This window comes from Streptomyces scabichelini (genome assembly GCF_011045015.1).
GTDB lineage: Bacteria > Actinomycetota > Actinomycetes > Streptomycetales > Streptomycetaceae > Streptomyces > Streptomyces scabichelini.
In genome coordinates, this window is the sequence record NZ_JAAKZY010000266.1 from 1 (window position 1) to 13,012 (window position 13,012).

Genomic DNA, 13,012 nt, shown 5'->3' on the forward strand with positions numbered 1-13,012 from the left:
GCCGCCGAGCGGACCCCACCGTCGACCGCGCCTCGCGCTGCGAAAGTCCCACCTGGACCGCCGCCTCCACCAGCGGCTCGACGAGTTCGTCGCCGATCCCGTTCTCGTACGCCCGGCAAGCCGCCCAGAAGAGGCGGGTGTTGCGTTGGCCCTCGTGGGCGGCGGCGACGAACTGGACCAGGCCCTGGCCGTGCTGGCCCGCTGATGACGGCGTGGGGTGGTGCGTCTGGGGCGGGGGCGTGAGCAGGCGCAGGAGGGCGCGTGGGCAGGGCGCGGGCGCCAGGTGTGAGGTGCCCGGAGCCGTGCTGTAGACGCCGTGTGCGGTGCGGGAGCCGGGGCCGACGAGGTAGCCGCCCGCGCCGCGGATGTCGATGCCGGGGGCGAGGCGGCCCGCCGAGTTGGGGACCACGATGTCGGGCGGGCCGCTCAACCACAGGTGGCGGCCGCCGCTGGGAGTCAGGACGACGACTGTTTCCGGGATCGTGAACAGATGGCGCAGGGCGAGTTCGCGCAGCGCCGCCGAGGAGTCGGTGCCCGACTTGGTGTCGAGGTCGATGCCGATGAGGTGGTGTGGCTCAAGACCGCAGGCGATGCCGTAACCGGTGGCCCAGGGGGCGGCGGCGAAGAGCTCGCGGATGCGTTCCGGCTCGGTCGAGGCGTCGTACACACCGTGCCCGAAGCGGCCGCACTCACCGTGGCAGGGCGGCGCAGTCGGGTCGTCGCGGTGCGGTGAGCGCAGCGCCGGGAACTTGGTTCGGGACAGCGGGATGACGGCCAGTCCGCGTTCGGCGGCTGACAGCGCGTGTGCAAGGGCCAGCGTCGTGGCCTGCCGGTCGATGGTGGCCATGCCTCTATGTTCGTACGGGTGTTCGAAAAAGGGAAGAGGGAGAGGCCTCGTGGGAGCGGCCGAAGAGCTTGGCCGAAAACATGCCGGAGCGCTTCAGCCCTTGCGTCCCTTGGGTTGAGCTGCCCCTAGCCTCCTGAGCTGGAGCTTTGAGGGCCTGAAGGGGGTTTATCGACAAGTCATCACGCTTGCGAGCGAATCGCGGCTTCCGGGGTGGTTCGCCGGGGATTCGGTGGGCAACTCTGGACTCGCGACGTCGTGACCAAGACCGAGGCGGTCGACCAACTGCCTGGGAACAAGCCGTACTCAGCCGGTTCTCACCGGTGCGTACTCCCGCTTCTGGAGGAAGACACATGGCAAGCACCCGTACCGCCCGCGTTCTCGCCGCCGTAGCCGCCCTGCCTCTCGCGGCCGCCCTCTTCTCGGGTGTCGCGGCAGCCGACAACGGAGGTTTCGCGGACGACGGATCGAACGCGGCAGTCGCGACGGCTGACGACAGCGGTGTCGGCGGCGACAACTACGGCAACTCGTCCACCACGCAGCAGCAGGCGGTCGGTTCCGGCGCCTCGAACCAGAGCAACACGGCTCAGGCGAACGGCGATGCGGCCATCAACCAGGGCAACGAGAACGTGGTCATCAACTTCACCGAGCTCTGGTGAGCCGGGGACCGTCGAGTCTGGGGTCCCGGCGGTCCTGCTCCCCGGTGGAGCTCCATGGGGTGTGACGCGTCTGCGCGGCGGTGCTTCGGTGCCGCCGCGCAGGCGTTTTCGTACGCGGCCTTCAGGCGCGGTGGAGCGCGCCGGTGACCTTGACAGTGGATGGTATCTGACGGACAGTCAGAAACCCTTCACCTTCGTCTCTCATCGTCTCTCGCTCGTACGAGCTCCGGGAGGGCCGCCGCGTGCACCTCGCCCCCACCGAGCGCCAGCAGCGGCTGCGCGCCGAACTCCGTACGTACTTCCGGCATCTGATGCCGGACGGGCCGCCGACGCCCGCCGATTCGGGACGGCAGCGAGCGCTCCTGCGGCGGATCGGCGCCGACGGGTGGCTGGGGCTGGGCTGGCCGGTGGCGTACGGGGGCCAAGGGCGCGGCGCCGACGAGCAGTTCGTGTTCTTCGACGAGGCCTACCGGGCTGGCGCTCCCGTCTCCATGGTCACCCTGAACACGGTCGGGCCGACGCTGATGAAGTACGGGACCGAGGAGCAGAAGGACTTCTTTCTGCCGCGGATTCTGCGCGGGGACGTCGTGTTCGCGATCGGGTACTCGGAGCCGTCGGCCGGAACCGACCTCGCCTCGCTGCGGACGCGCGCCGTGCGCGAGGGCGGGGACTGGCTCGTCGACGGGCAGAAGGTCTTCACCTCCAACGCGCAGAACGCCGACTGGATCTGGCTCGCCTGCCGCACCGACCCGGACGCGCCCAAGCACAAGGGCATCTCGATCCTCCTCGTGCCCACCGACACCCCCGGTTTCTCGTGGACACCCATCGAGACGGTGGGCGGGCTGACCACGACGGCCACGTACTACGACGGGATCCGCGTCCCGGCGGCCAACCTCGTCGGCGAGGAGAACGGCGGCTGGGCGCTCATCACCAACCAGCTCAACCACGAACGGGTCGCGCTCGCGGCGATCGGCATGCAGGCCGAGGACTTCTACGCCGCCGCGCTGGCCGCGGCCCGTACACCCGATCCAGTGACCGGGCGGCGCAGGGTTGACGAGCCGTGGGTGCGGTCGAGGCTGGCCGAAGTGCATGCCCGGCTGGCGGCATCGCGCCTGCTCAACTGGCGTTTGGTGGGGGATGTCGGGGCCGGTCGGCTGGCGCCCGGCGATGCGAGCGGCGTGAAAGTCATGGGAACCGAGTCGGCCGTCGCGGTGTATCGAATGTGTACGGAAATTGTGGGAGCGGACGCGCTGATCCGCTCCGGTTCGCCGGGGGTGTTCGGGGACGGCGAGCTGGAGCGGATGAACAGAGCGGCGCAGATCAACACGTTCGGGGGCGGGGTGAGCGAGGTGCAGCGGGAGATCGTGGCGACGATGCGGCTCGGGATGACGAGGGGGCGGCGGTGAGCGAGGAGTTCGGCGGGGACCTCGATGCGCGGCTGAAGGCGTTTGAGGGGCGGGCGTCCACCATCGCGGGAGTGGGCAAGGACCCGGTCAACGAACCGATGATCCGGCACTGGTGCGAGGCGATGGGGGACAAGAATCCCGCGTACGCGGGGCCGGATGCCATAGCTCCGCCGACCATGCTCCAGGCGTGGACCATGGGGGGGCTGTCCGGGCATACGCGACGTTCGGAGGCCTACGACGAACTGCTCGGGCTGCTCGACGGCGCCGGGTACACCTCCGTGGTCGCCACCGACTGTGAACAGGAGTATCTGCGGCCGCTGCGGGCTGGTGACGAGATCACCTTCGACTCGGTGATCGAGTCGGTCTCCGCGCGCAAGACGACCAAGCTGGGTACGGGGTATTTCGTCACGACGCGGATGGATGTACGGGCGGGGGGCGAGCCGGCGGGGACGCATCGGTTCCGGATCCTCAAGTACGCGCCGGCGGTCCGGAAACCAGGAGTCCCGGAGGATGCGTCACCTGCGACCGAGGCCTCACCTGCGACCAAGGCCTCACCTTTGACCGAGGCGACTGCTTCGGAGGCCTCACGGCCCCGGCGGCCCCGTCCCGTCGTCAACCGTGACAACGCCGGTTTCTGGGAAGGCGTGTCCCGGCACCGGCTGCTGATCCAGCGCTGCGACGGCTGCAAGACGCTGCGCTTTCCCTGGCTTCCGGGGTGCAACGCGTGCGGGTGCCTGGAGTGGGACACGGTCGAGGCCAGCGGTGAGGGGGCCGTGTACTCGTACGTCGTGATGCATCACCCTCCCTTCCCCGCCTTTACCGCGTCCGATCACGCCGGTGCCGCGGCGGGGCCCTACGCGGTCGGGCTGATCGAACTCGCCGAGGGTGTGCGGATGATCAGCAACGTGGTCGGGGTGCCGCACAGCGAGGTGCGGATCGGGATGCCGGTGCGGCTCGAATTCGAGCGGGCCGACGAGGAGTTGGAGCTGCCGGTCTTCCGTGCCGTCGAGGGAAGCGGGGGCTGACATGGACTTCACTCCTACGGAAGAGCAGGCGGCGGCCCGTGATCTGGCCGCGCGGATCTTCGGCGACCTGTCCACGCACGAGCGGCTCGCTGCCGCCGGGACGGGCAGTGACGCCGAGCTGTGGAAGGCGCTGTGCGAGGCCGGGCTCGTGGCCGCCGTCGAGGACATAGGGCTCCTCGGCTTGGTGCTCCTGCTGGAGGAACAGGGGCGGACGACGGCGCAGGTGCCGTTCGCGGCGAGCTGTGTGTACGGGCTGCTGGCGGTGTCGGCACATGGTTCGCCGGAGCAGCGGGAGCGGCTGTTGCCGGGCATCCGGGAGGGGACGGTGGTGGTGAGCGGGGCGCTGCGCGATGCGGCCGTACGGCAGGAGACGCCCGGGGAGTTGAGCGGCACTGTCGCCGCGGTGCCGTGGCTCCGCGACGCCACGCACGTCCTGGTCGCGGACGACGAGCACCGACTGTGGCTGGTGCGGACCGGGGACGCGGAATGTGTGCCCGTTGAGCTGACGGCGCCCTGGTCGGCGGGGCGACTGACGCTGAACGGCACGCCGGCGGAGCGGCTCGGCGACGCGACGGAAAACGAGGGGGCGTACGAAAGAAACGAGGGGGCGTACGAAAGAGGGGTGCGCCGGGACGGGGCCCATGAGGGTGGGCCGTACGAAGAAGGGGTGCGTGACGGCGGGGCTTATGACGACGTGTTCGCCACCGCCCGTACCGCCTTCGCGGGACTGCAGGCCGGGGTGTGCGCGGGTTCGCTGGCTCGGGCGGTGGAGCACACCAACACCCGGGAGCAGTTCGGGCGGCCGCTCGCGGGCAAGCAGGGGGTCCAACTCCGGGCAGCTGACGCGTACATGGACACGGAGGCGATACGGGTCACGGCCTACGAGGCGGCGTGGCGGCGCGACGACGGGCTGGAGTACACCCCACACGCGCTGACCGCCGCGTGGTGGGCGTCGGAGGCGGGGCAGCGCGTCGTGCACACGGGCCAGCACCTGCACGGCGGCATGGGGGCAGACCTCGACCATCCCGTGCACCGGCACTTTCTGTGGGGGCGGCAGCTGGACGCGTATCTGGGATGCGGGAGCGAAGTGCTCCAGGAATTGGGGGAGTTGATCGTGCACGGAGAGATCGCGCACGGGGAGGGGGACGCATGAACACCGACGTCGAGCGGGTGCGTGTCGGTGACGCGCTGCCGCCGCTGGAGATCGAGATCACCCGCACGCTCATCGTCGCCGGGGCCATCGCGTCGCGCGACTACCAGGACGTGCACCACGATGCGGAGCTCGCCCGGCAGAAGGGCTCACCGGACATCTTCATGAACATCCTGACGACCAATGGTCTGGTCGGCCGCTTCATCACGGACCACTTCGGTCCCACGGCCGTCCTTCGCAGGGTGGCGATCAGACTCGGGGTGCCCAACTACCCGGGCGACACCATGGTGTTGACGGGAACGGTCGAGGAGGTTGTCGAGGAGGCCGAGGGCGAGACGGTCACCGTGAGGGTCGTCGGGGCCAACGGCATCGGCAAGCACGTGACGGGGTCGGTGACTGTGACGGTCCCGGCCCAGGCGCAGGCCCAGGCCCAGGTCCTGGTCCCGGCCCAGGCCTCCGTGGGTGGCACGCTTCCGGACAGCGCCGCCCCTGCGTCAGGGAGCCGGTCATGAGCGTACGGACGAGAGACGCCCTCGGCGGACGGGCGGCGGTCGTCGGGATCGGGGCCACCGAGTTCTCCAAGGACTCGGGTCGCAGTGAGCTGCGGCTGGCGGTGGAGGCGGTGCGGGCCGCGCTCGACGACGCGGGGCTCACGGCGGCCGATGTGGACGGCATGGTGACGTTCACGATGGACACCAGCCCGGAGATCACGGTCGCCCAGGCGGCAGGCATGGGGGAACTGTCCTTCTTCTCGCGGATCCACTACGGAGGCGGGGCGGCCTGCGCGACCGTCCAGCAGGCAGCGCTCGCGGTGGCGACGGGGGTGGCCGAAGTAGTCGTCTGCTACCGGGCGTTCAATGAGCGGTCGGGGCGGAGATTCGGGTCCGGGGTACAGCACCGGGAGCCTTCGGCCGAGGGTGCGGCGCTGGGCTGGGGCTTGCCGTTCGGTCTGCTCACGCCCGCGTCCTGGGTGGCGATGGCGGCCCAGCGCTATCTGCACACGTATGGGCTGACGCCAGAGGCGTTCGGCCATGTCGCGGTCGTGGACAGGAAGTACGCGGCGACCAATCCGGCGGCGTACTTCCATGGCAGACCGATCACGCTCGCCGACCATGCCGCCTCGCGCTGGATCGTCGAGCCGCTGCGGTTGCTGGACTGCTGCCAGGAGACCGACGGCGGCCAGGCCCTCGTCGTCACCTCGGTGGAGCGGGCGCGCGATCTGCCCAATCCGCCCGCGGTGATCACGGCGGCCGCCCAGGGTGCCGGCCGGAGACAGGAGCAGATGACCAGCTTCTACCGCGACGATCTGACGGGACTGCCGGAGATGGGCGTGGTGGCGCGGCAGTTGTGGCGTACGTCCGGGCTGACGGCGGCCGAGATGGACGTGGGGATTCTGTACGACCACTTCACGCCGTTCGTGCTGATGCAGCTGGAGGAGTTCGGGTTCTGCAAGCAGGGTGAGGCGGCGGACTTCGTCGCCGAGGAGCGGATGCCGCTGAACACGCACGGCGGGCAGCTCGGGGAGGCGTATCTGCACGGGATGAACGGCATAGCGGAGGCGGTACGGCAGGTGCGCGGGACGTCCGTGAACCAGATATCCGACGCCCGCCGGGTGCTGGTCACGGCGGGCACGGGGGTTCCCACGTCGGGGCTGATCCTGGGGTCGGATGATCGGGGCTGACTCCGGGCGGCGGGCTGCCTTCGACACCGGTCCGTCGGGTTGGCACTACTCCTCCGGGACCCCGCAGCGCTCCGTACTACTCCTGTGGGAGCCATCCCTCAGGGGTGGACCCTCAGGGGAGCGGGCCTTCACGTCCACCTTCAGGAGGTGGAGCCAGCCCCACTCCTACAACCTGAGGCGGACAAGGCTTCGGGACCTCCGGCCGATCCGCTGGCGTAGGGGGCGATCCTAGCGTGGAGCCATGACCACACCCGTCTGCACCAGCGCTTCGAACGCCGCTACGCCAAGGGCACAGACCCTCGCGTACCCGTCGTTCGCGTCGTACGTGAAGGCCCGCCAGCCCGTGCTGCTGCGTACCGCGCGCTCGCTGACCGCGAACCCCAGCGATGCCGAGGATCTGTTGCAGACCGCGCTGACGAAGACGTACGTCGCGTGGGAGCGGATCGAGGACCACCGGGCGCTCGACGGCTACGTGCGCAGGGCGCTGCTGAACACGCGGACGTCGCAGTGGCGGAAGCGGAAGGTCGACGAGTTCGCGTGCGACGAGCTGCCGGAGCCCGAGGCTCCGCCGGCCGGGGACCCGGCCGAGCAGCAGGCGCTTCACGATGCGATGTGGCGCGCGATCATGAGGTTGCCGGCGCGGCAGCGGGCGATGGTCGTCCTGCGGTACTACGAGGACCTGAGCGAGGTGCAGACGGCGGAGGTGCTCGGCGTATCGGTCGGCACGGTCAAGTCGGCGGTGTCGCGTGCGCTCGGCAAACTGCGGGACGACCCGGAACTGGGACCTGTCCGCTGACCGGTGCGGCTGACCGTGCGGTTGACCGGTGAGGTCGAGCTGGCCGGTGCGGCTGATCGGTAAGCGCCGGACGGGTTGATCAGTACTCGGCAGTGCTCGGCAATGCTCGACCGCGCCCACGCACGCCGTTCTACCCGGCAAGGCTGCCCGTCCACGAACACCGGCCCGCTCGGCAGACTGCCCGTCCACGCACGCCGGCTCGCCCGGCAGTACTCGACGGCGCTCACGAACGCCAGCCCGCCCGGTAAGACTGCCCGTCCACGCACGCCGGCCGCCCGGCAGTACTCGACGGCGCTCACGAACGCCGGCCCGCGCGGCAAGACTGCCCGCCCACGAACGTCTGCCCGCCCGGCAAGGCTGCCCGTCCGGCCAAGCCGCCCACCAGGGAATCACCCCGCAACACAACCTGATCGATCATCCCCGGTTCTAGTGACATACCGCGCGGTATGTGCGCACAATCAGCCCCGAACGCTAACCCCACCGCGCAGGCAATGTCGCCCCGGGAGGACGCCGTGCAGAGCACGATGCAGGACGTACCGTTGCTGATCTCGAGGATCCTGACCCACGGGTCGACCATCCACGGCTCATCGCAGGTGATCACGTGGACCGGTGAGGGGGAGCCGCAGCGGCGGTCCTTCGCCGAGATCGGGGTACGGGCAGCCCGGCTCGCGCACGCCCTGCGAGGCCTCGGAGTCGAGGAGGGGCAGCCGACGGGAACGCTGATGTGGAACAACAGCGAACACGTCGAGGCGTACTTCGCGATCCCCTCCATGGGCGCGGTGCTGCACACACTCAACCTCCGGTTGCCCCCGGAGCAGCTGGCCTGGATCGTGAACCACGCCGCCGACCGCGTGATCATCGCCAATTGTTCGCTGCTGCCGCTGCTCGCGCCGTTGCTGCCGCATCTGAAGTCGGTCGAGCATGTGATCGTCTCGGGGCCCGGTGACCGTTCGCTGCTGGACGGCGCGTCGGTCCAGGTGCACGAGTACGAGGAGCTGATCGCGGACAAGCCGGAGACGTACGACTGGCCGGAGCTGGACGAACGCCAGGGCGCGGCCATGTGCTACACCTCCGGGACGACCGGCGACCCCAAGGGGGTCGTCTTCTCCCACCGTTCCGTCTACCTGCACTCCATGCAGGTCAACATGGCCCAGTCCATGGGCCTCACCGACCAGGACACGTCCCTCGTCGTGGTTCCGCAGTTCCATGTGAACGCCTGGGGGCTGCCGCACGCGACGTTCATGACCGGCGTGAACCTGCTGATGCCGGACCGTTTCCTGCAGCCGGGCCCGCTCGCCGAGATGATCGAGAGCGAGCGCCCGACCCACGCGGCGGCCGTTCCGACCATCTGGCAGGGGTTGCTCGGGGAGCTCAAGGCCAAGCCGCGGGACGTGAGTTCACTGACGCAGGTCACCATCGGCGGCTCCGCCTGTCCGCCCTCCCTCATGAAGGCCTTCGACGAGCTGGGCATGCGCGTCTGCCACGCCTGGGGCATGACGGAGACCTCGCCGCTCGGCACGATCGCGCGGCCTCCGGCCCAGGTGGTCGGTACGGACGAGGAGTTCACGTACCGCCTCACGCAGGGCCGTTTCCCCGCGAGCGTCGAGGCCCGGCTGACCGGCCCCGGCGGCGAGCGGCTGCCCTGGGACGGCGAGTCCGCGGGCGAGCTGGAGGTACGCGGTCCGTGGGTCGCGGGCGCGTACTACGGCGGCCACAGCGCCACCGAAGTCCTGCGCCCCGCCGACAAGTTCAGCGAGGACGGCTGGCTCAAGACCGGTGACGTCGGCACGATCAGCCCCGACGGCTTCCTGACCCTCACCGACCGCGCGAAGGACGTCATCAAGTCGGGAGGGGAGTGGATCTCCTCGGTGGAGCTGGAGAACGCGCTCATGTCTCATCCCGATATCGCCGAGGCCGCCGTCGTCGCCGTCCCCGACGAGAAGTGGGGCGAGCGCCCCCTCGCCACCGTCGTCCTCAAGGAGGGCACCACCGCCGACTTCAAGAGCCTGCGCGCCTTCTTGTCCGACGAGGGCAAGATCGCCAAGTGGCAGCTCCCCGAGCGCTGGTCGATCGTCGAGGCGGTGCCGAAGACGAGCGTCGGCAAGTTCGACAAGAAGGTGCTGCGCAGGCAGTACGCGAACGGCCAGTTGGACGTCACCCAGCTCTGAGTACGCAAGTACGTCAGTACGCCGGGAGGGGCGCCCCACGGCTCCCCTCCCGACGTACGCCCGCCTCAACCCCGTACGAGAACACTCAACCCCGTACGAGAGCACCTCACCGCCGCGCGGAAACCGAAGTCGTCACCCACCCCAGCACCAGCCACACCCCCGCGACCACGCACACGCCGCTCCACCCCCACTGTGCGAAGGCGCTTCCGGCCAGCGCGGAAGCGACCGCGCCGCCCGCGAACCCGGCGACCACATAGGCGGTGTTGGCGGTCGCGGGCGTCGATGTCGTGGTGAGCGCCAGCGTCTGGTTGGCGATGTGGGAGGCGACCAGCGCGGCGTGGATGACCACCGCGGCCACGCACAGCGCCCACAACACCTGTCCACCCAGCCAGAACAGCGGCACGGACACGGCGGCGAGCAGATACGCCGACCGTACGACCTTGGCGGCGCCGAAGCGGTCGACCAGCCCGCCCGCCACCGGCGCGACGGCACTCGCCGCGAGCCCGAAGAGACCGAAGAACCCGGCGGCGGCGGTCGACAGGTCATATCCGCCGTCACCGTCGGCGCCGGTGAGCAGCAGCGCCAGCGAGGTCCACAGCGCGCTCCACGCTCCGAACATCCCGGCCTGTCGCAGGCTCGCGCGCCACAGGTCCGGCGACTTCCGTACGACTCCGGGGAGCGCGGCCAGGCCGGAGAAGAGCGGGCCGGTGCGCGTACGCCGCTCGGCGGGCAGGGCGAGGGCGGTCGTGAGACCGAGTACGGCCGTGAGGACGGCGGCCCCGACGAAGACCGCGCGCCAGCCGAAGGCCTGCCCGACCAGCCCGCCCACCACTCGGGCGGCCACGATCCCCGCGAACAGCCCGGCGATGACCGCCGCGACATGCCGCGCCCGCCGGTCCGCGGGGGCGCGTTCGGCGACGAGGGGTACCAGCAGTTGCGGTACGACGGTCGCGGCGGACGCGACGAAGACGGCGGCGGCGAGCGCGGTGGTGCCGATGGCGAGAGCGGCCGCGACCAGTGCGGCCGTGGTGACGAGGGAGAGAACGGCGACGAGCCGGCGCCGGTTCACGCTGTCGCCCAGCGGGGCGAAGAACAGAAGTCCGGCCGCGTATCCGAACTGTGCGACCGACGCGATCCACGCCACCGCCGACGGGGCGGAGCCGAAGTCGCGGGCGATGAGCGGGAGCAGCGGGGCGGCGAGATAGATGTTGGCGGCCGTGACGGCGGAGCAGACGGCGATGAGGCTGAGGAAGAGGGCGGGGGACCTGCCGGTGGCCGGCCCGGGTGCGCGCAGGCGAGGGGCGGCGGTGGTGGCAGAGGGCATGGACACGGACGGAACTCCTTCTAACCAACTGGTTGGTTGCAAGGGAGTCTGCGCCTGCCTCCCATCCCCTGTCAACCAAACAGTTGGTTACTTGCTCGGCTACCCTGTCCTCATGGCAGCAAGAGACCCCGAGGCCACCAAGGCCCGGATCTTCGAGGCGGCGGTTGCGGAGTTCGCCCGCTACGGCATCGCGGGCGCCCGTATCGACCGGATCGCGGCCGAGGCCAAGGCCAACAAACAGTTGATCTACGCCTACTTCGGCAACAAGGCGGAGCTGTTCGCGCACGTCCTGGAGAAGCGCCTGCTGGACCTGGCCGTCGCGCTGCCCGTCGACCCGGACGACATCGACGGCTGGCTGGACCGCCTCATCGACTACCACATGACCCACCCCGAACTCCTGCGCCTGCTCTTCTGGGAGGGCATCGAGTACGGCATGGCCGAGCTGCCGCACGAGGCCGAGCGCCAGGAGCACTACGAGCGCAAGGTCGCCGCCTTCGCCGACGCGCAGGCCCGGGGCGTCATCACCGACGAGATCCCGGCCCCCGAGCTGCTGTTCATGCTGGTCGCACTGGCCGGCTGGTCCGCCGCGGTACCGCAGATGCGCCGCATCCTGGTGGGCGGCGAGGACGCCGACCGCGAGCGGCTGCACGCCTCGATCCGAGCGGCGGCACGCCGGATCACTGCCCCCTGACGCCTTCGTATTCGTACGAGGGCTGATCGCGTACGACGATCAGACGATCAATTGCCGATCCGTGCCAGCAGGTCCACGATCCGGCTCTGCACCTCGGCGCTGGTCGAGCGCTCGGCGAGGAACAGGACCGTCTCCCCCGCTGCCAGACGCGGGAGTTCGGCCTGGTCGACGGCGGCGGTGTAGACGACGAGCGGCGTGCGGTTGAGCTGGCCGTTCGCGCGCAGCCAGTCGACGATTCCGGCACGGCGGCGGCGTACCTGCATCAGGTCCATCACCACGAGGTTCGGGCGCATCTGCGCGGCCAGGGTGACGGCGTCCGCGTCGGACGAGGCCCGCGCGACCTGCATCCCGCGCCGCTCCAGCGTCGCGGTCAGCGCGAGCGCGATCTCCGCGTGCTCCTCGATGAGCAGTACGCGCGGCGGGTGCTGCTCGCTGTCGCGGGGCGCCAGCGCCTTGAGGAGTACGGCGGGATCGGCGCCGTACGCCGCCTCACGCGTCGCCTGGCCGAGCCCCGCCGTCACCAGTACCGGAACCTCGGCGGCGACCGCGGCCGTACGCAGCGACTGGAGCGCCGTGCGCGTGATCGGACCGGTCAGCGGGTCGACGAAGAGCGCGGCGGGGAAGGCGGCGATCTGCGAGTCGACCTCCTCGCGCGAGTGCACGATCACCGGGCGGTAGCCGCGGTCGCTCAGCGCCTGCTGGGTGTGGACGTCCGGAGCGGGCCAGACCAGCAGCCGGCGCGGGTTGTCCAGCGGCTCCGGGGGCAGCTCGTCGTCCATCGGCTGCGGCTGGGGCTGGTTCGCGACCTCGACCGCGCCGCCGGGACCGTCGAGCGGCTCGGGGCCCTCGTCGGCGTTCTTGTCCGGGGCCCCTATGGCGTACGAACGGCCGGGGCCCTCGGTGGCGTCGGCCGGCCGGGACGGGGGCGTGGACTGCTGGGGGTGCGGGCGGGCCGCCGCCTCCGGGTGCTCGGCGGCGGGCTCGGGGACGGGCTCGTTGCGGGTGCCGAGCTTGCGGCGGCGGCCGGAGCCGTTGGTCGCGTGCGGGGGAGGCGTTGGGGCTTGGGCCTGGCCTTGGGGCTGGGATTGCTGCTGAGGCTGAGACTGAAGCTGCGTTTGTGGCTGGGGGGCCGCCGAGAGCGCGGGCTGGTTCGGCTGGGGCTGCTGCGCATCGCTCATACGGCGGCCGAAGGGGACGCCCTGCCCGAGCGTGCGGACGCTGAAGGCGCGGCCCTGGGTGGAGTTGGGGTCCATGGGTGGTGCGGGGGC

The 13,012-nt window shown here is 70.6% G+C and carries 12 protein-coding genes; 9 read left to right on the plus strand and 3 right to left on the minus strand.

The genetic code is table 11. From position 1 onward, the window contains the following. Positions 1-847 (minus strand): bifunctional DNA primase/polymerase (locus tag G5C60_RS44710; protein WP_165268962.1); only part of this gene is annotated, 847 nt, incomplete at its 3' end. 350 nt (positions 848-1,197) lie between these two features. On the opposite strand from G5C60_RS44710, the gene G5C60_RS44715 reads away from it, so the two are divergent. From G5C60_RS44715 to G5C60_RS44750, 8 genes are all read left to right on the plus strand, one after another. Next, the gene (locus G5C60_RS44715) at positions 1,198-1,503 is read left to right on the plus strand and encodes a hypothetical protein (protein ID WP_165268964.1); all 306 of its coding nucleotides are present in this window, start codon (positions 1,198-1,200) and stop codon (positions 1,501-1,503) included. Positions 1,504-1,745: 242 nt separating this feature from the next. Then, positions 1,746-2,909 carry an acyl-CoA dehydrogenase family protein gene (locus tag G5C60_RS44720; protein ID WP_165268966.1) on the plus strand — a complete coding sequence of 388 codons (1,164 nt, stop codon included), beginning with the start codon at positions 1,746-1,748 and terminating at the stop codon, positions 2,907-2,909. Continuing rightward, positions 2,906-3,934 carry an OB-fold domain-containing protein gene (locus G5C60_RS44725; protein WP_165268968.1) on the plus strand — a complete coding sequence of 343 codons (1,029 nt, stop codon included), beginning with the start codon at positions 2,906-2,908 and terminating at the stop codon, positions 3,932-3,934. Before G5C60_RS44720 ends, G5C60_RS44725 begins: the two co-directional genes overlap by 4 nt. 1 nt (position 3,935) lies before the next feature. Then, positions 3,936-5,087 carry an acyl-CoA dehydrogenase family protein gene (locus G5C60_RS44730; protein WP_165268970.1) on the plus strand — a complete coding sequence of 384 codons (1,152 nt, stop codon included), beginning with the start codon at positions 3,936-3,938 and terminating at the stop codon, positions 5,085-5,087. 17 nt (positions 5,088-5,104) lie between these two features. Then, positions 5,105-5,596, plus strand: a complete 492-nt coding sequence (locus G5C60_RS44735) for a MaoC/PaaZ C-terminal domain-containing protein (protein ID WP_165268980.1) — start codon at positions 5,105-5,107, stop codon at positions 5,594-5,596. After that, positions 5,593-6,765, plus strand: coding sequence for a lipid-transfer protein (locus tag G5C60_RS44740; protein WP_165268972.1), 1,173 nt, complete (start codon positions 5,593-5,595; stop codon positions 6,763-6,765). The genes G5C60_RS44735 and G5C60_RS44740 overlap by 4 nt, the downstream gene beginning before the upstream one ends. A 241-nt stretch (positions 6,766-7,006) precedes the next feature. After that, positions 7,007-7,561 (plus strand): SigE family RNA polymerase sigma factor, encoded by a 555-nt coding sequence (locus tag G5C60_RS44745; protein ID WP_165268974.1) that lies wholly within the window; start codon positions 7,007-7,009, stop codon positions 7,559-7,561. 491 nt (positions 7,562-8,052) lie between these two features. Next, complete coding sequence (locus G5C60_RS44750) at positions 8,053-9,729, plus strand: long-chain fatty acid--CoA ligase (RefSeq protein WP_165268976.1); 1,677 nt, start codon at positions 8,053-8,055, stop codon at positions 9,727-9,729. A gap of 106 nt (positions 9,730-9,835) precedes the next feature. Here the strand turns inward: G5C60_RS44750 and G5C60_RS44755 are convergent, their stop codons facing one another. Beyond that, the gene (locus G5C60_RS44755; RefSeq protein WP_165268982.1) at positions 9,836-11,053 is read right to left on the minus strand and encodes an MFS transporter; all 1,218 of its coding nucleotides are present in this window, start codon (positions 11,051-11,053) and stop codon (positions 9,836-9,838) included. 112 nt (positions 11,054-11,165) lie between these two features. Here G5C60_RS44755 and G5C60_RS44760 point away from each other — a divergent pair, with 112 nt between their 5' ends. Continuing rightward, positions 11,166-11,744 carry a TetR/AcrR family transcriptional regulator gene (locus tag G5C60_RS44760; RefSeq protein ID WP_165268978.1) on the plus strand — a complete coding sequence of 193 codons (579 nt, stop codon included), beginning with the start codon at positions 11,166-11,168 and terminating at the stop codon, positions 11,742-11,744. Between the two features lie 47 nt (positions 11,745-11,791). Here the strand turns inward: G5C60_RS44760 and G5C60_RS44765 are convergent. Beyond that, positions 11,792-13,012, minus strand: a 1,221-nt coding sequence (locus G5C60_RS44765) for a response regulator (RefSeq protein ID WP_338146108.1), incomplete at its 5' end; no start/stop codon positions are given.

Bases quoted from the DNA above. Each gene is read 5' to 3' on its own strand.
- G5C60_RS44715 (WP_165268964.1), top strand. From the start codon at position 1,198: ATGGCAAGCACCCGTACCGCCCGCGTTCTCGCCGCCGTAGCCGCCCTG.
- G5C60_RS44730 (WP_165268970.1), top strand. From the start codon at position 3,936: ATGGACTTCACTCCTACGGAAGAGCAGGCGGCGGCCCGTGATCTGGCC.
- G5C60_RS44740 (WP_165268972.1), top strand. From the start codon at position 5,593: ATGAGCGTACGGACGAGAGACGCCCTCGGCGGACGGGCGGCGGTCGTC.
- G5C60_RS44745 (WP_165268974.1), top strand. From the start codon at position 7,007: ATGACCACACCCGTCTGCACCAGCGCTTCGAACGCCGCTACGCCAAGG.
- G5C60_RS44750 (WP_165268976.1), top strand. From the start codon at position 8,053: ATGTCGCCCCGGGAGGACGCCGTGCAGAGCACGATGCAGGACGTACCG.
- G5C60_RS44755 (WP_165268982.1), bottom strand. From the start codon at position 11,053: ATGCCCTCTGCCACCACCGCCGCCCCTCGCCTGCGCGCACCCGGGCCG.
- G5C60_RS44760 (WP_165268978.1), top strand. From the start codon at position 11,166: ATGGCAGCAAGAGACCCCGAGGCCACCAAGGCCCGGATCTTCGAGGCG.